Annotated in this window: 16 protein-coding genes; 2 read left to right on the top strand and 14 right to left on the bottom strand. The window is 69.1% G+C overall.

Features of this window, described 5'->3' with window-relative positions; translation table 11 throughout:
• Positions 1-2 precede the first annotated feature (2 nt).
• The 13 genes from urtD to pyrC all read right to left on the bottom strand — a co-directional run bounded on the left by urtD (position 3) and on the right by pyrC (position 14,929).
• Complete coding sequence (gene urtD / locus BLQ14_RS12010; protein WP_092500798.1) at positions 3-743, bottom strand: urea ABC transporter ATP-binding protein UrtD; 741 nt, start codon at positions 741-743, stop codon at positions 3-5.
• Positions 740-1,846, bottom strand: a complete 1,107-nt coding sequence (gene urtC, locus BLQ14_RS12015) for an urea ABC transporter permease subunit UrtC (protein ID WP_211295331.1) — start codon at positions 1,844-1,846, stop codon at positions 740-742. The genes urtD and urtC overlap by 4 nt, the downstream gene beginning before the upstream one ends.
• Positions 1,847-1,848: 2 nt before the next feature.
• Positions 1,849-3,420 carry an urea ABC transporter permease subunit UrtB gene (gene urtB, locus BLQ14_RS12020; protein ID WP_092500895.1) on the bottom strand — a complete coding sequence of 524 codons (1,572 nt, stop codon included), beginning with the start codon at positions 3,418-3,420 and terminating at the stop codon, positions 1,849-1,851.
• Between the two features lie 180 nt (positions 3,421-3,600).
• On the bottom strand, positions 3,601-4,896 hold the full coding sequence (gene urtA, locus BLQ14_RS12025; protein WP_092500800.1) for an urea ABC transporter substrate-binding protein: 1,296 nt from the start codon (positions 4,894-4,896) through the stop codon (positions 3,601-3,603).
• A gap of 533 nt (positions 4,897-5,429) precedes the next feature.
• Entirely contained in the window at positions 5,430-6,359 is a 930-nt protein-coding gene (locus BLQ14_RS12030) for a class I fructose-bisphosphate aldolase (protein WP_092500801.1), read from the bottom strand.
• A gap of 154 nt (positions 6,360-6,513) precedes the next feature.
• A complete protein-coding gene (locus BLQ14_RS12035) occupies positions 6,514-7,704 on the bottom strand; it encodes a phosphoglycerate kinase (protein ID WP_092500802.1) in 1,191 nt (396 codons plus the stop codon).
• 111 nt (positions 7,705-7,815) lie between these two features.
• Entirely contained in the window at positions 7,816-8,997 is a 1,182-nt protein-coding gene (locus tag BLQ14_RS12040; RefSeq protein WP_092500803.1) for an ammonium transporter, read from the bottom strand.
• A 167-nt stretch (positions 8,998-9,164) separates the two neighbouring features.
• On the bottom strand, positions 9,165-9,641 hold the full coding sequence (locus BLQ14_RS12045; RefSeq protein WP_092500804.1) for a CinA family protein: 477 nt from the start codon (positions 9,639-9,641) through the stop codon (positions 9,165-9,167).
• Positions 9,638-10,132: a phosphatidylglycerophosphatase A family protein gene (locus BLQ14_RS12050; protein ID WP_092500805.1), complete on the bottom strand. Its 495-nt coding sequence runs from the start codon at positions 10,130-10,132 to the stop codon at positions 9,638-9,640. The genes BLQ14_RS12045 and BLQ14_RS12050 overlap by 4 nt, the downstream gene beginning before the upstream one ends.
• The gene (locus BLQ14_RS12055; RefSeq protein WP_092500806.1) at positions 10,129-11,271 is read right to left on the bottom strand and encodes a bifunctional 2-C-methyl-D-erythritol 4-phosphate cytidylyltransferase/2-C-methyl-D-erythritol 2,4-cyclodiphosphate synthase; all 1,143 of its coding nucleotides are present in this window, start codon (positions 11,269-11,271) and stop codon (positions 10,129-10,131) included. Before BLQ14_RS12055 ends, BLQ14_RS12050 begins: the two co-directional genes overlap by 4 nt.
• A 152-nt stretch (positions 11,272-11,423) precedes the next feature.
• Positions 11,424-12,929 (bottom strand): replicative DNA helicase, encoded by a 1,506-nt coding sequence (locus BLQ14_RS12060; protein ID WP_092500807.1) that lies wholly within the window; start codon positions 12,927-12,929, stop codon positions 11,424-11,426.
• A gap of 243 nt (positions 12,930-13,172) precedes the next feature.
• Positions 13,173-13,856, bottom strand: coding sequence for an orotate phosphoribosyltransferase (locus BLQ14_RS12065; protein ID WP_092500808.1), 684 nt, complete (start codon positions 13,854-13,856; stop codon positions 13,173-13,175).
• A 23-nt stretch (positions 13,857-13,879) separates the two neighbouring features.
• A complete protein-coding gene (gene pyrC / locus BLQ14_RS12070; protein ID WP_092500809.1) occupies positions 13,880-14,929 on the bottom strand; it encodes a dihydroorotase in 1,050 nt (349 codons plus the stop codon).
• A gap of 161 nt (positions 14,930-15,090) precedes the next feature.
• On the opposite strand from pyrC, the gene BLQ14_RS12075 reads away from it, so the two are divergent.
• The gene (locus BLQ14_RS12075) at positions 15,091-15,912 is read left to right on the top strand and encodes a cyclase family protein (protein WP_092500810.1); all 822 of its coding nucleotides are present in this window, start codon (positions 15,091-15,093) and stop codon (positions 15,910-15,912) included.
• Positions 15,913-15,917: 5 nt separating this feature from the next.
• The gene (locus tag BLQ14_RS12080; protein ID WP_092500811.1) at positions 15,918-16,325 is read left to right on the top strand and encodes a carboxymuconolactone decarboxylase family protein; all 408 of its coding nucleotides are present in this window, start codon (positions 15,918-15,920) and stop codon (positions 16,323-16,325) included.
• Between the two features lie 10 nt (positions 16,326-16,335).
• On the opposite strand, the gene BLQ14_RS12085 is transcribed toward BLQ14_RS12080, so the two are convergent.
• On the bottom strand, positions 16,336-17,337 hold the full coding sequence (locus BLQ14_RS12085; RefSeq protein WP_092500812.1) for a hypothetical protein: 1,002 nt from the start codon (positions 17,335-17,337) through the stop codon (positions 16,336-16,338).
• Positions 17,338-17,355: the final 18 nt, after the last annotated feature.

Here is a 17,355-nt window from a genome sequence, read left to right on the forward strand (position 1 = left end):
ATTCAGCGCCCCAGATAAACTTCGATGACCTCGGGATTGGCGGAGACATGCTCGAGCGAGCCCTCGGCGAGCACCCGCCCCTGGTGCAGCACCGTCACCTTGCAGCCGAGCGCGCGGACGAACTCCATGTCGTGCTCGACGACGACGACGGCGTGCCTGCCGGCGATCTCGCGCAGAAGCTCGGCGGTGCGCATCGTCTCGGCGTCGGTCATGCCGGCAGCAGGCTCGTCGACGAGCAGAAGCTCGGGATCCTGCGCCAGCAGCATGCCGATCTCGAGCCACTGCTTCTGCCCATGCGACAAGCTGCCGGCAGGCGCATCGCGCGCCTCCTCGAGCCGCACCAGCGCCAGAAGCCGCGCGATCTCGCGCGCCTCGGTCTCCCCGCGCCGGCCGAAAAGCCTTGCCGCCACGCCCCGCGGTCCCTTCAGCGCCAGTTCGAGGTTCTCGGCCACGGTGAGGCTCTCGATCACCGAGGGTTTCTGAAACTTCCGCCCGATGCCGAGCCGCGCCGTCTCCACCTCGTCGGCGCGGGTGAGATCCACGCTTTCCTTCCAGAACACCTCGCCCTCGTCGGGGCGGGTCTTGCCGGTGATGATGTCCATCATCGTGGTCTTGCCGGCACCATTTGGCCCGATCACGGCGCGCAGTTCGCCCGGAAAGACGACCAGCGAGAGATTGTCGATGGCACGGAAGCCGTCGAAGCTCTTGCCGACGCCGGAGAGATAGAGGAGCGAGCCGCTCATGCCCGCACCTCCTCGCGCGCGCCGGTGCGTGCGGGACGCAGTTGCGCAAGCCCGTCCTCGAGCGCGCCGAGCACGCCGCGCGGCAGCCACAGCGTGACCAGCACAAAGAGCCCGCCCAGCGCGAACAGCCACAGTTCGGGCAGCCAGCCGGTCAGCAGCGTCTTGGCCAGCGCGACCAGCATCGCGCCGAGCGCGGCGCCCACCAGCGTCCCGCGTCCGCCGAGCGCGACCCAGATCACGATCTCGATCGAATTGGCGGGAGAGAACTCGCCGGGGTTGATGATGCCGACCTGCGGCACATAGAGCGCGCCGGCCACGCCCGCCATCACCGCCGAGACGGTGAAGACGAAAAGCTTGTAGTGCTCGACGCGGTAGCCGAGGAAACGCGCGCGCTCCTCGGCGTCGCGGATGGCGACGAGCACCCGGCCAAGCCGTGATGCGGTGATCCAGCGCGCGACCAGAAGCCCCGCCGCCAGCGCCACCGCCGAGGCCACGAAGAGGCCCGTCCGGGTCGAGGCGGCGGTCAGGTCAAGGCCGAGGATGTCCTTGAAGTCGGTCAGCCCGTTGTTGCCGCCAAAGCCCATCTCGTTGCGAAAGAAGGCGAGCATCAGCGCATAGGTCATCGCCTGGGTGATGATCGACAGGTAGACCCCGCTCACGCGGCTGCGGAAGGCGAACCAGCCGAAGACGAAGGCCAGAAGCCCCGGCACCGCCATCACCATCAGGGCCGCAAACCAGAACCGGTCGAAGCCGAGCCAGAACCAGGGCAGCTCCTGCCAGTTCAGGAACACCATGAAATCGGGCAGCACCGGGTCGCCATAGACGCCGCGCGGGCCGATCTGGCGCATCAGATACATCCCCATCGCATAGCCGCCGAGCGCGAAGAAGGCGCCGTGGCCGAGGCTGAGGATGCCGCAAAAGCCCCAGCCGAGATCCAGCGCGACGGCAAGCAGCGCGTAGCACAGGTACTTGCCGACCAGCGAGACGAGATAGGCCGGCACCAGCTCCCCCGCGGCGGCCGAGCTGGCCACGGGCAGGGCGACGGTCAGGACGAACAGGGCGGCGAGGAAGACGCCCATGCGGCGGTCGACGAGGCGGGCCATGCTCATGCCTCCACCGCGCGCCCGCGCAGGGCGAAAAGGCCCCGGGGTCGTTTCTGGATGAAGAGGATGATGAAGACGAGCACCAGGATCTTGCCCAGCACCGCGCCCGTCCAGGGCTCGAGAAACTTGTTCACGATGCCAAGCCCGAAGGCCCCGGCGAAGGCGCCCCACAGGTTCCCCGCGCCGCCAAAGACGACGACCATGAAGCTGTCGACGATGTAGCTCTGGCCGAGATTGGGGCTGACGTTGTCGATCTGGCTCAGCGCCACGCCGGCGAGCCCGGCGATGCCCGCGCCAAGCCCGAAGGTGAGCGCGTCGATGCGGCCGGTATCGATGCCCATTTCGGCCGCCATCGGGCGGTTCTGCGTCACCGCGCGCATCTGCAGCCCGAAGAAGCTGCGCCGCAGCACGAGCAGCAGGGCGGCAAAGACGCAGAGCGCGAAGATGAGGATCCACAGCCGGCTCCAGGTCACCGTCATCTGCCCGATCTCGAGGGACCCGGACATCCACGAGGGGTTGCCGACCTCGCGGTTGTTCGGCCCGAAGATCGTCCGCACCGCCTGCTGCAGAATGAGGCTCACGCCCCATGTGGCCAGAAGCGTCTCGAGCGGGCGGCCATAGAGGTGGCGCACGATCCCGCGCTCTATGGCGATGCCCACGCCCCCGGCGACCAGCACGGCGAGCGGTGCGGCGATCAGAAGCGACCAGTCAAAGAGCCAGGGTGCCGCGCCCCGGATCGCCTCCTGCACGGCGAAGGTGGTGTAGGCGCCGAGCATCACCAGCTCGCCATGGGCCATGTTGATCACCCCCATCACCCCGAAGGTGATGGCAAGCCCGATCGCGGCGAGCATCAGCACCGAGCCCAGCGACAGCCCGTACCAGACATTCTGCGCCACGCCCCACATCTGCCGGACGCGCTCGATCTCGGCGAGCGCGGCCGTGACCTCGTTGCCGATCGCGGGGTCGGAGGCGTGGGGCGCAAGCGCCGCCTGTGCCGCGGCATCGCCGCGCGCGCGCAGGATGGCGACAGCGGCGCGCTTCTCCTCTACGGGGGCGTCGGTGTTCAAAATCGCCACCGCGCGGGCCTCGGCCAACGCGGTGGCGACCTCCCTGTCGGACTCGGCCGACAGCGCGGCGTCCAGGGCTTCGATGTTGGCCGGATCGCCGCTCGCGAACACCGACTGCGCGGCCATCAGCCGCGTCTCGCGATCGGGACTCATCAGCGACAGTGCCCCGATCGCGCTGCGCAGCATGCCGCGCAGCCGGTTGTTGACCTTGATCTTCTCCGTGGATCGGCCCGCCACTGCGCCGAGCGCCTCGCCGGTAAGGGCATCGAAGGCCACTGTTCCCGCGTCGGTCTTTTCGATGATCACCACGCGGCCGTCGGCCTTGCGGACATGGAGACTGCCTTCAAGCAGGGCGCCCAGCACCTCGGCGGCGCGCGGGTCGCCGGTTCGGGCGATGGCCTCGATCACCTCGGCACGGTCCGAATAGCTGCCCTCGGGCAGACGCGCCACAAGCTCTTCGAAACCGGCGGCGCGGCCTGCGGAGGGCAGCATCAGCGCAGGCAGCATCAGCACAAGGGCCGTCAACAAGGCCGCAGGAAACGGGCGAAGGGGCAGGGCGAGCACGATTTTCATCTTTCCCGTTGAGCGTTCACCTCAGGAGCAGGAGGGGCGGTGCGGCGGGGCATGGGCGGCGGGAAGGGGGCGGGGACTGGCCCCCCGCCTCTCGCCCGGCCGCCGCGCCCGGCGTCAGGCACCGCCGCCGCAGCGCCCAAGCTCGACGTTGAAGTTTCCGCACGACATCGGGGCGCGCCAGTCCGCGATCAGCTTGGCGCTGTCGGGCAGGTAGTCCGACCACGCATCGCCAACGACGAGGCCGGGCGTCTCCCACACCACGTCGAACTGCCCGTCCTCCTGGATCTCGCCCACCAGCACCGGCTTGGTGATGTGGTGGTTGGGCATCATCGTGGAGCAGCCGCCGGTCAGGTTCGGAACCGACACGCCGATGATCGCGTCGATCACCGCATCCGGGTCGGTGGTGCCGGCCTTCTCCACCGCCTTCACCCACATGTTGAAGCCGATGTAATGGGCCTCCATCGGGTCGTTGGTCACGCGGCTCTCGTCACCGATGAAGGCGTGCCACTTGGCGATGAAGTCGGCGTTCTCGGGGGTGTCCACCGACATGAAGTAGTTCCACGCCGCGAGATGGCCGACGAGCGGGCTGGTGTCGAGCCCGGCAAGCTCCTCCTCCCCGACCGAGAAGGCGACAACGGGAATATCCTCGGCCGAGATGCCCTGATTGGCGAGCTCCTTGTAGAAGGGCACGTTGGCATCGCCATTGATGGTGGAGACCACCGCCGTCTTCTTGCCCGCCGAGCCGAAGGCCTTGATGTCGGAGACGATCGTCTGCCAGTCGGAGTGGCCGAAGGGAGTGTAGTTGATCATGATGTCCTCGGCCGCCACGCCCTTGGACTTCAGATAGGCCTCGAGGATCTTGTTGGTGGTGCGCGGATAGACGTAATCGGTGCCGGCCAGCACCCAGCGCTCGACGCTGCCGCCGTCCTCGCTCATGAGATAATCGACCGCCGGAATGGCCTGCTGGTTGGGCGCGGCGCCGGTGTAGAAGACGTTGCGCTCGCTTTCCTCGCCCTCGTACTGTACCGGGTAGAACAGCAGGTTGTTGAGCTCCTTGAAAACCGGCAGCACCGACTTGCGGCTGACCGACGTCCAGCAGCCGAAGACCGCGGCCACCTGATCCTTCTCGATCAGCTCGCGCGCCTTTTCGGCAAACAGCGGCCAGTCGGAGGCAGGGTCCACCACCACCGGCTGCAACTCGCGCCCCAGAAGCCCGCCGTTGCGGTTCTGCTCCTCGATGAGCATGAGCATGACGTCCTTCAGCGTCGTCTCCGAAATCGCCATCGTCCCCGACAGCGAGTGCAGCACGCCAACCTTGATCGGCCCAGCGCCCTGGGCGCGGACCAGCGCCGGGGCGGCAAGCATCGCCGAGGCGGCGGCCCCGGTTTTCAGAAAGCTTCGACGGTCCATCCTGTTCATCTTCCTCCGCATCGCGGTTCTTTACGCGGAGAACGGCTCCCGCTGCGCCGCGCGCCATTGTCCGGCGCGAGCGGCTGTGGCAGCCTTGCCCCCGCAACTTCGGTTGCACCCGTGCGGCGGCGAGAGTCTTGCACAGCGATCGCCGTCGCACACCCGGCCGGGGGTGGTGCCGTCAGCAAGCGGCGAAACCCGACCCGGTGGTTCGACGGTTCCCGCCACGCCTTGCGGGGTCAACATGGCCGAGGGCGTCATGCCGCGCTGCGGCAAGAGCTGCCTTGATTTTGGGCGGATGTCGCGAGCCCTGACCGGAAATTGCGCAGGGCGCGCATCAGGCGGGTGTTCCGCTGCGGTCAGGCAAGCGCTCAGGCAAACCGGCGCGGACGGCGCGGCGACAGCCTCGGCGGGAAATTGCGGAGTGGCGGCCGGTCAGTGCCGGCATGAAGGCGGCGAAAGCGGCGCCCGCGGCGGGCCGACCGCCACGGGGGTGCGGCCGGCCCCCCTGACGGGAGACCGGCCGGGGCCGATCAGGCGCGGCCCTTGTAGATGTCGATGAGCTTGGCCAGCATCTCGAGCGCCTCCTCGCGCGGGCGCTGGAAGGAGTTGCGGCCGATGATCGAGCCGTTGCCGCCGCCGTCGCGGATGGCGCGGGCGTCGTCATAGACCGAGTCCGCCCCCTTCTTCGCGCCGCCGGAGAAGACGATGAGCCGCCGGCCGTTCATCGCCGAGCGCACCGCCTCGCGCACCCGTGCGGCCTGGGTGGAGATGTCGATGCCGCCCTCCTCGAAGGCCTTCTTCGCCTCCGGCTGCTCGAGATGCTCGGTCGAAAGCTTCACCTTGATGATGTGCGCGCCCAGAAGCGCGGCGATATGGGCGGCGTAGCAGGTCACGTCCACCGCCGTCTCGCCTTCCTTGGAGATGCCCTCGCCGCGGGGGTAGGACCAGATCACCGTCGCCAGCCCCTTCGATGCCGCCTCGCGCCGCATCTCCGCGACCTCCTCGAACATCTCGAGCGCCTTGTCGGAGCCGGGGTAGATCGTGAAGCCGATCGCCGCGCAGCCGAGCCTGAGCGCGTCATCGACGCTGGCGGTGATGGCCTGATCCTTGCCCGCCGTCGGCGACATCAGCGAATTGGCGGAGTTGACCTTGAGGATGGTCGGGATCTGCCCGGCGAAGGTGTCGGCCCCCGCCTCGAGCGGCCCGAGCGGCGCGGCATAGGCGTTGAGGCCCGCATCGATGGCGAGCTGGTAGTGGTAATGCGGGTCATAGGCCGGCGGGTTGGGCGCGAAGCTGCGCGCGGGCCCGTGCTCGAAACCCTGATCCACCGGCAGGATGATCATCTTGCCGGTGCCGCCGAGCTTGCCGTGCATGAGGATCTGGCACAGCTTGGCCTTCACTCCCGGCGTTTCGCCCTCGTAGTTGGCAAGGATCTTCTGCACCGTCCGCGTCGCTCTCATCGGCTCTTCCTTTCGGTTGTGGTTGTCCGTTTCGGCATGCCGGGCGCGAGGTGAATCGCGCCGCCCGCCTCTCCTCTAGGACGGGCGGGCGCGAAGGCCAATGCCGTTCGCGCTAACGATGCGAGGAAGCGCGCGCGGACGAGACAGAGGCCTCTCAGCATTCGAGCGCGGCCACGCCGGGCAGCACCTTGCCTTCCATCCATTCCAGAAAGGCGCCGCCGGCGGTGGAGACATAGGTGAAATCCGCGGCCACGCCCGCCTTGTTGAGCGCGGCCACCGTATCACCGCCACCGGCCACCGACACGAGGCGCCCCGCGCGGGTGAGCTCGGCGGCCTTGCGCGCGGCGGCGTTGGTTGCGGCGTCGAAGGGCTCGATCTCGAAGGCGCCGAGCGGGCCGTTCCAGATCAGCGTCTTCGCGCGCTCGAAGGTCTCGGAGATGCGCGCCACCGTCTCGGGGCCGGCGTCGAGGATCATCATGTCGGGCGGGCAGGCGTCGGCCGGCACCACCTTGTGCGGGGCGTTGGCGGCAAACTCGGTGGCAACGACAACATCGACCGGCAGGATGACTTCGCACCCCGCCTCGGCGGCCTTTTGCAGGATTTGCCGTGCGGTGTCGGCCATGTCGTGTTCGCAGAGGGACTTGCCCACATCCAGGCCCTGCGCGGCAAGGAAGGTGTTGGCCATGCCCCCGCCGATGACGAGGTGGTCAACCTTGCCCACCAGGTTGCCCAGAAGGTCGAGCTTGGTGGAGACCTTCGCACCACCCACCACCGCGACAACGGGCCGCTCGGGGTTGCCAAGCGCGCGTTCGAGCGCCTCAAGCTCGGCCTGCATCAGCCGCCCCGCACAGGCGGGCAGCTTGTGCGCAAGCCCTTCGGTCGAGGCATGGGCGCGGTGCGAGGCCGAGAAGGCGTCATTGCAGTAGACATCGCCGAGCCGGGCGAGCGCATCGACGAAGGCGGGGTCGTTCGCTTCCTCGCCGGGGTGGAAGCGGGTGTTTTCGAGGAGGAGCACTTCTCCTTCCTTCAGATCGGCCACGGCGCGCTCGGCCACCTCGCCCACACAGTCCTCGGCGAAACGCACCGGCACGCCGAGCGCGGCCTCGAGCGCGGGCACCACGACCTTCAGCGACAACTCCGGCACGCGCTTGCCCTTGGGCCGGCCAAAATGCGCCAGAAGGATCGGCTTTCCGCCCTTGGCGAGGATGTCGCGGATGGTGGGCACGATGCGCTCGATGCGGGTGGCGTCGGTCACGCGGCCGTTCTCGACCGGCACGTTGATGTCGACGCGCACCAGGACGCGCTTGCCTGCAAGATCCATGTCGTCGAGGGTTTTCCAGCCCATGGCACCTTCTCCTTGATCCGTCGACGCGCCTTATGCCGCATGGCACCGCGAATGTAGAGCCCCCGCCTGGCGGCCGGGCCGGGCGGGGGAAGGCGGAACCGCGGCTCAGGCTCAGGAAGTGAAGTCGTAGGCGCGCTCGCCGGTCTCGGCGAGATCGAGGCCGTTCGTCTCCGTCTCCACATCGACGCGGAAGCCGGCGAGAAGGGCGGAGAGCTTCACCAGAGCCGCGGTGGCGATCACGGTGAAGACGCCGACCAACGCGAGCCCGCCGAGCTGGGCGGTCCAGGTTCCGGCGCCGAAGGCCGCGATCATGATGGTGCCGAACATGCCCCCCACGCCATGCACGGCAAAGACATCCAGCGTGTCGTCAATGCCGAGGCGCAGGCGGATGAGGTTCACCGCCTCCTGGCAGAGCACGCCCGCGACCGCGCCGATGACCAGCGCCTCGATGGGGCCGACGAAACCCGAGGCCGGCGTGATCGAGGCAAGCCCCGCGATGGTGCCGGTGACAAGGCCCACCAGCGAGGCGCGGCCGTGCTTGACGCGCTCCCACAGCGCCCAGGTGAGCGAGGCCGTGGCCGCCGAGATGTGTGTGACCGTGATCGCCATCGCGGCACCGCCATCGGCGGCGAGCTGCGAGCCGCCGTTGAAGCCGAACCAGCCGACCCAGAGCATTGCCGCGCCGATCATGACGAGCCCGGGATTGTGCGGCGGCGTGGTGCGGTTGCGCCGCGGGCCGAGCATCAGGGCAATCACCAGCGCGGCGAGGCCCGCCGTCTCGTGCACCACGATGCCGCCGGCGAAGTCGCGCACCCCGGTCTCGCCGAAGATGCCGCCGTCGGCCAGAAGGCCGCCGCCCCAGATCCAGTGGACCACGGGCGCATAAACCAGAAGCATCCAGAGGCCCGAAAACACCAGCACCCACGACAGACGGATGCGCTCGACATAGGCGCCGACGATCAGCGCGGGGGTGATGATGGCAAAGGTCATCTGGAAGGCGAAGAACAGGATCTCGGGCAGCGTGCCCGAGAGGCTGTCGGCCGTGACCCCGGCCAGGAACGCCTTGCCGAGCCCGCCCCAGAGGGCCGAGCCATCGGGCCCGAAGGCGATGGAATAGCCCACCGCCAGCCACAGCACGCTCATCAGGCAGGCAATCGCATAGGTGTGCATGAAGACGCTGAGCACGTTGCGCGCGCGGACGAGCCCGCCATAGAAAAGGGCCAGGCCCGGCAGCGTCATGAACAGGACCAGCGCCGTCGCGACGATGATCCAGGCGGTATCGGCTCCCACCATGTTTTCTTCCTTCCCAAGGGATGCGTTGTGGTGAGGAGGCTTGAACCGCCTTCACCGCGCCGCGAAAAGCGGCAGCATGCGCGAGGACTGCCCTTTTCCTGCGCATTTTCGAAACCGCCTGCTGGATGGGCGCTGTCGGGGCATGTCTGCCCGAAAATTGGGCACCGTCAGGAAAGCGCCGCGAGCAGGAGCGCAAGCGCGTGGTCGCGTGCCGCGGCGCGCACGCTGGCGCGACCCAGCGCGCCGAATTCGACGGTCTGGGTCACGGGCGCCGCCTCGCGCCACATCAGGCCGAAACAGACGCGACCCTCGGGCTTGTGTTCCGAGCCCCCCGGCCCGGCGATTCCGGTGATCGAGACCGCAAGCGCCGCGCGCGAGCGCGTCAGCGCCCCCGCCACCATCTCGGCGGCGACTTCTTCGGACACGGCGCCGTGGGCGGCAAGCGTGTCGGCCCGCACGCCCAGAAGCTCGATCTTTGCGTCGTTCGAGTAGGTGACGAAGCCGCGCTCGAAGACATCGGAGGATCCGGGAAGTTCGGTGAGCGCCACCGCCACCATGCCGCCGGTGCAGCTTTCGGCCGTGGCGATCATCGCGCTTCTGGCGCGGGCGAGTTCGAGGATGGCCGCGATCCGTGGAGCGTTCATGCGCCGAGAAGCCCGTGCGCGACGAAGGCCGCCGCCGCCACGACGAGGGCGGCGAAGAGTCCCGCGAGCACATCGTCGAGCATCACCCCGAGCGCGTCGCCCCTGCGATCGGCGCGGGCGACGAGCCAGGGCTTCCAGATGTCGAACAGGCGGAACATCACGAAACCGCCGATCCAGCCCGGCCAGGGGAAGAGCCAGGGATCCATTCCCGCGTGCCAGAGCCCCGCCGAGAGCGGCCACAGCGTGATCCACATGCCCACGACCTCGTCGATGACGATTTCCTGCGGATCCTTGTCGAAATGCCCGCGCATCTGGCGCACCGTTGCCCAGAGCCCGGCGGTGAACGCGATCAGCGTTGCCGCCGCGAGCGCGGGAAACCCGCCGAGCGCGTGAATCACCCAGGCCACGGGGATCGCCGCGGCCGAGCCCCAGGTTCCGGGCGCAAGCGGCATGAGACCGACGCCGAGGAATGTGGCGATGAGCCGGCTCATGGCGCCACCACCGTCGCGGTGGCGAGGGCCGCGATACCCTCGCCGCGCCCGGCGAAGCCGAGCCGTTCGGTGGTGGTGGCCTTCACCGAGACGCGGCTCTCGTCCACGCCGGCGATGGCCGCGATTCGCGCCCGCATCGCCGCGACATGCGGCCCGATGCGGGGCAGCTCGCAGATGATCGTCACGTCAAGGGCGGTCACGGCATAGCCCCGCTCGGTTGCCAGCTCCACCGCGCGTGCGAGGAAGAGGCTGCTGTCCGCTCCCTTCCACCGCGGGTCGCTGGGCGGAAAGTGGCTGCCGATGTCGCCAAGCGCCAGCGCGCCCAGAACCGCGTCGGTAAGCGCGTGAAGTGCCACATCGGCGTCGGAATGGCCGATCAGTCCCCGGTCGTGCGGCACGCTGACGCCGCACAGCCGAACGTGATCGCCGGGGCCGAATCGGTGCACGTCAAAGCCGTTTCCGGTGCGAACGTCCATTTCCGCTCCCATCAATGCCTCGGCCCGGGCGAAGTCCTCGGGCCGCGTGATCTTCAGGTTTCGCTCATCGCCCGGCACCGCCGCAACCGCAAGCCCCGCCGCGCGCGCCACCGCCACATCGTCGGCCATCCCGGCAGCCTCGGTAGGCGAGAGGGCGCGATGGGCAGCGAGGATGGCATCGAAGTGAAAGCCCTGCGGTGTCTGCGCGCGCCAAACCCCGCGGCGGTCCACCGTGCCGGTCACGAAGCCCTCCTCCACGCGCCAGAGCGCATCGGTCACCGGCAAGCCGGGGGCGGCGGCGCGGTGCTCGGCGAGGGCGGCCAGAACGGCGAGGATCACCTCCTGCGTCACCAGGGGGCGCGCGGCGTCGTGGATGAGCACGTGCCGGGGCGGATCGCCGGCCAGCGCCTCGAGCCCCGCGCGCACGCTCTCCGCCCGGCTTGAGCCGCCCGCAACGGCGGTGACATCGGGCCAGGCGCGGGCGCGGTCGAGCTCGCTTGGGTGCAGGACCGCGACGATGCGGCCGATCTCGGGAAGCGCGCGGAAGGCGTCGAGCGTCCAGTCGATCACCGGCCGTCCGGCAAGCTCCTGCCATTGCTTGGGCAGGGGGCCGCCCGCGCGGGTGCCGCGGCCGGCGGCGACGATGATGGCGGCGGCGGTCATGGGTGTGGCCGCGAGGCGCAGGAGACAAGGGCAGCGCCCGGCCCGGCGGGGTGGGCGCGGAGCGCCCGCCCCGTGGGGGGGCGGGTCGGGCGCTGCCCGGCCTGACGGCCGGGCGCAAGGTCAGTGGCTTCCCGTGGCGCCATCGCCAGACCTCAGCCGAAATCGCCGCCCGCGCCCTCCTGCCAGGGCTTGACGAGATTGCCGAAGCGGGTGAAGCGGCCCTCGAAACTCAGCTCCACCGTGCCGATCGGCCCGTGGCGCTGCTTGCCGATGATCACCTCGGCGCGGCCGTGCAGCTTTTCCATCCGCTCCTGCCAGGCGGCCATCTTCTCGAGCTCGTGGTCGGCCGGCTTCTCGCGCTCGGCGTAGTATTCCTCGCGGAAGACGAACATCACCACATCGGCATCCTGCTCGATCGAGCCCGATTCGCGCAGGTCGGAAAGCTGCGGGCGCTTGTCCTCGCGCGCCTCGACCTGCCGCGAAAGCTGCGAGAGCGCGACCACGGGAATGTCGAGCTCCTTGGCGATGGCCTTCAGCCCCTGGGTGATCTCCGAGACCTCGTTGACGCGGCTGTCGCGTGCCGTCGAGGGGCGGACGAGCTGCAGGTAGTCCACGAAGAGCACGTCAAGCCCGTGCGTTCGCTTGAGCCTGCGCGCCCGCGCCGCCAACTGCGAGATCGGCAGTGCCGGGGTGTCGTCGATGAAGAGCGGGCAGGCCTCGAGCTCCTTCGCGGCATCGACGAAGCGGCGGAACTCCTCCTCGGTCATGTCGCCCCGGCGGATCTGCTCGGAAGGGATCTCGGCCACCTCCGAGAGGATGCGCGCAGCGAGCTGCTCGGCCGACATCTCGAGCGAGAAGAAACCGACAACGCCGCCGTTCACCGCGCCTTCGGTGCCGTCGGGCAGCTTGCCGCGGCGGTAGGCGCGGGCGATGTTGAAGGCGATGTTGGTGGCAAGCGAGGTCTTGCCCATCGAGGGGCGCCCGGCGAGGATCAGCAGGTCGGAGCGGTGCAGCCCGCCGAGCTTGCGGTCGAGATCGACAAGCCCGGTGGAGAGCCCCGCAAGCCCCCCGTCGCGCTGATAGGCGGCGGCGGCGACCTCCACCGCGTCGGTCACCGCGCGCAGGAAGGACTGAAAGCCGGTCTCCGCCCGCCCCTGCTCGCCAAGCCGGTAGAGCGCCTGCTCGGCCTCGACGATCTGCTCCTTGGGGTCCGAGGAGACATCGACGCGCGCGGCCTTCTCGGCGATGTCATGGCCGAGCCGGATCAGCTCGCGGCGGATGGCAAGATCGTGGATGAGCTGCGCATAGTCGCGCGCCGCGAAGGTGGAAATCGCCGCGCCCGCGAGCCGCGCCAGATAGGCCGGCCCGCCGAGCTCCTTCAGCCCTTCATCTTCCTCGAGAAAGGGTTTGAGCGTGACCGGCGAGGCAAGCGCGTTCTTCTGGATGCGCGCGGCCGCGACCTCGAAGATGCGCGCATGCACCGGGTCGAAGAAATGCTCGGCCGAGACGATCGAGGCGATCCGGTCATAGACGTCGTTGTTGGTCAGGATCGCGCCCAGAAGCTGCTGCTCGGCCTCGATATTGTGCGGCAGCGGATCGGTCTCGGCCTCCTGTGCGGCAGCCGGAACGCCGGGTGAAAGTGGTGCGATCTCGTTCATGTCCTGCCCGTATGCTTGGGAAGAGGCTCATAACATGCCCCCCCGCGGGGCCTGCAAATGGTATGTTTCTGTGGACGGATTGTGGGCGATCTCCCTGCCAGTCTTCACCGCATGTTGCGGCAGGGGCAGGGCGCGCGTCAACATCTTGGAGAAATCCGCAGGCGCTGCGGCGGGCATGCGCCGATGGGCGCCAGGCCGCGCCCGCGCCGGCGCGCGGCCTTGGACGAATCGGGCGCCCGGCCCTCAGCCGCTCTTCATGCGCGCCTCCTGCCACGCGCGCGGGTCGGCGAGAAAGGCAGCGACTTCCTCCAGCGTGGCCGGATCGAAGGCCGCGCGCGCCCGCGCCTCGGCCAGCACGTCATGCCAGGTGCACAAGGCATGCAGGCTGATGCCGTGGGCGGCCAGCGTCACCTCGGTCTCGGGGAAGATCCCGTAGTAGAAGATCACCGCCGTGTGGGCGCATTCCGCGCCCGTCTCGCGGATCGCCTCGACAAAGCCGATCTTCGAGCCGCCGTCGGTGGTGAGATCCTCCACCAGCAGCACCCGGTCGCCTTCGCCCATCACCCCCTCGATGCGGGCGTTGCGCCCGTAGCCCTTGGGCTTCTTGCGCACGTAGGTCATCGGCAGCGCCAGCCGCTCGGCGACCATGGCGGCGAAGGGAATGCCCGCCGTCTCGCCGCCGGCGACGTTGGTGAAGGCCTCGAAGCCGGCCTCGCGCATCACGGTCGCGGCAAGAAAATCCATCAGCGTTGCTCGGATGCGCGGGTAGGAGATGAGCTTGCGGCAGTCGATGTAGGTGGGGCTGGGCTTGCCCGAGGCCAGCGTGAAGGGTTCGGCGGCGTTGAAGTGCACCGCGCCGATTTCCAGAAGCATGCCCGCTGTCAGCCGGGCGATCTCTTCCTTGGCGGGAAAGCTCGAGGGGATCATTCGCGAACTCCTTGAAAGGCGCCTCAGGCTTCCACCCGCCAGTGCAGCGGAAAGCCCGGGTCGAAGACGGTGACGGGGCCTGCGCCCGTCTCGATGCGCGCAGGGTAGGGCACCGGCGCGCCCTTCGTAAGCGTGATGCGCGCCTCGTTCGGGGGCAGGCGGTAGAAGGCGGGGCCATTGAGCGAGGTGAAGGCCTCGAGCCGGTCGAGCGCGCCGGCCGCCTCGAACACCTCGGCCACGACCGAAAGCGCATTGGGCGCGGTGAAGCAGCCCGCGCAGCCGCAGGGCGCGAGCTTGGCCTGATCGGGGTGGGGGGCGCTGTCGGTGCCCAGAAAGAAGGGGGATTCGCCCGACGTCGCCGCCTCGACGAGCGCGAGCCGGTGCGTCTCGCGCTTGGCCACGGGCAGGCAGTAGTAGTGCGGGCGGATGCCGCCGGCGAGGATGTGGTTGCGGTTGATCACGAGGTGATGGGCGGTGATGGTGGCGGCAATGTCGGCCCCGCCCGCGCGCACATAGGCCACGCCCTCGGCGGTGGTGACATGCTCGAGCACCACGCGCAGGCCGGGCGTCGCGCGGCGGATCGGCTCAAGGACGCGCTCGATGAACACCGCCTCGCGGTCGAAGATGTCCACCTCCGCGTCGGTAACCTCGCCGTGCACGCACAGCGGCAGGCCGATTTCGGCCATGCGCTCGAGCACGCCCCGCACCCGGTCGAAGTCGCGCACGCCCGAGGCGGAGTTGGTGGTGGCACCCGCCGGGTAGAGCTTGACCGCGGTGACAAGCCCCGAGGCGGCGGCGCGTGCGACATCCTCCGGGTCGGTCTCCTCGGTCAGATAGAGCGTCATCAGCGGCGTGAAGCCGCTGCCCGGGGGCAGGGCGGCGAGAATGCGCGCGCGGTAGGCTTCGGCGTCGGCGGCGGTGACGACGGGCGGCACGAGATTGGGCATGATGATGGCGCGGGCGAAATGGCGCGCGCTCTCGGGCGCCACGGCGGCCATCATGGCGCCATCGCGCAGATGCAGGTGCCAGTCGTCGGGGCGGCGGATGGTCAGGCGGTCGATGGTCTCGGTCATGGCCCGTGCCCTAGACGAAAGCGCCGCCCGATGGAACCTCCCGCACGCATTCATGGGCGCAAGCCCGCAAACGCTCGACAGCTCCGGCGACGTGGCGCTAGCATGCGCGCCACGAGGGCGGAAAAGACCCTCGGCCATTCAACGACAGGGAGATTGATCGGATGTGCGACATGTGCGTGATGAATGCGGTCAAGGAGCGGATGCTGAGCCGGCGCGACTTCTTCCGCGCAGGCGCTGCGGCAACGGCGGCGGCGGCCGTCTCCACGGTGGCCTCGGCACCGGCGGCAATGGCGGGGGGGCACGGCGCGGTGGTGGACCTCACCCATGTCTATGACCCCGCGTTTCCGACCTATTTCGGCCAGCCCGGCATCGCCATGGAGCAGAAGTTCAACTTCGCCGAGCACGGCTTCAACCTCTTCGAGATGACGCTCAACGAGCACACCGGTACCCATATCGACGCCCCGCTGCACTTTTCGGCCGACGGCGCCAGCGTTGACGAGATCGCGGTGGAAAACCTCGTGGTGCCGCTGTGCGTGATCCACATCCACGAGCGCGCGGCCGGGAATCCCGACGCGCAGGTCACCCCCGATGACATCAAGGCCTGGATCGCGCGCAACGGCCCGATCCCCGAGCGCGCCTGCGTGGCGATGCACTCGGGCTGGGAGGCGCGCGCCGGCGGCGCCGGCTTCCGCAATGCCGACGACAAGGGGGTGATGCATTTCCCGGGCTTCCACATCGAGGCCACGCAGATGCTTCTGGAGGAAACCTCCGCCTCCGCGATCGGGGTGGACACGCTCTCGCTCGACTACGGCCCGAGCCAGGATTTCGTCACCCATTATGCCTGGCTCCCGGCCGGGCGCTACGGCATCGAGAACCTCAAGAACCTCGGCCGCGTGCCCGAGGCGGGGGCGACGCTGGTCGTCGGCGCGCCCACCCATCGCGGCGGCTCCGGGGGGCCCGCGCGCATCCTCGCGCTGGTGTGAGCCGGATGGCGACGGTTCACCTTCTGAGCGACGAGGAGGCCAGCGCCGAGGCGCTGGCCGTCTTCGCCGACATCCGGGCAACGCGCGGCACCGAACACGTCAACAACTTCTGGCGTGCGCTCGCCCATGACCCCGCGCTGTTGCGCGCGACATGGGAGCGGCTGAAGGCGGTGATGCGGCCGGGCGCGCTCGACCCGCTCACCAAGGAGATGGTCTATCTCGCCGTCTCCGTCGCCAACGGCTGCGAATACTGCATCCACTCCCACACCGCCGCCGCCCGCGCCAAGGGCATGAGCGAGACCCAGCTCGGCGAGCTATTGGCGGTGATCGCGATGGCCAGCCAGACCAATGCGCTGGCAACGGCGCTGCAGGTGCCGGTGGACGAGGCGTTCGCGGCTGAGAAGAGCGGCTGAGGGTGCCGGCTCAGGCGCGCGCCTCCTCGCGTGGTTTTGCATCCTGCTCGAAGCTAAGCGAGACACCCTCGGCTTCGAGCTCCTTGACCAGCGCGTCGCGGCGGGCGCGAAAGCGGGGCAGATCGAGCCGCTCGGCGGCATTGTGGCAGACGATGGCGGCAAGCCGCTTGCGGTCGCGGCTCACGAGCCGCTCCACAAGGCGCACCAGATAGGCGCGGTTCTGCCGCCGCTTGCGCAGCACCCGCGCGATTTCGAGCCGATCCAGCCGGCCTTCGTCATAGAGCGCGAAGAGGCGCGTGAGGCTGTCGGTCGTCTCGAGAAGCTGGGCGGGGTTCTCGCCGAAATGCCACAGCCGGTGGCGGCGGATGTGGCGGCGGTTGAACTGGGCGGCGTGGGCGGCATCCTCGTCGATGCTCGGGTCGAAGAAGATGTGCGCCTCGGCCGCGGCATCGAGCATGTCGGGCGCGTAGCCGTAGCGGGAGGTGAAATCGAGCCGGCGCCACTCCTCGAAGCGGTGGTCGAAGGCGGCGAATTCGGGGTTGAGGCTGGCCTGCGGGGCGAAGGCCATCACCGTGGCGCCCGGCGCGGCCACCGAATAGGCGCAGGCGGCATGGGCCGCGAGCCCGGCGCCAAAGAACAGCACCCGGTCGAAGGCGTCGAAGAACTCGTCGTCGATCAGCTGGTCGAAGAAATCCCACACCGCCTCGGAGCGGAACCATGTCTGCCCGAGCGCGAGCAGCGTCAGATAGGACCAGCCGAAGCTGTCACCGAGCCGGAAGCCAAGGGGCATCGGCTCGCTCTCGCCGTCGCCCACCACCGCCTCCACCTGTTCGAAGGTGACAACGAGCGTCCGGGTGCAGCAGCGCGCGTGCAGGGCCGAGTGTCGCGCGTCGAGGCGGCGGAAGAAATGCCTCTCCGCCTCGATTGCTGCGAGCCGGTCGAAAAGCGCCTCCTCCGCCGGCGATGAACCGCCCGACGGGCCGTGGCCGCTTCCGCCTCGCGCCTCGTGCATGTTTCACCCCCTTGCATG

This window comes from Meinhardsimonia xiamenensis (assembly GCF_900102905.1).
Lineage (GTDB): Bacteria > Pseudomonadota > Alphaproteobacteria > Rhodobacterales > Rhodobacteraceae > Meinhardsimonia > Meinhardsimonia xiamenensis.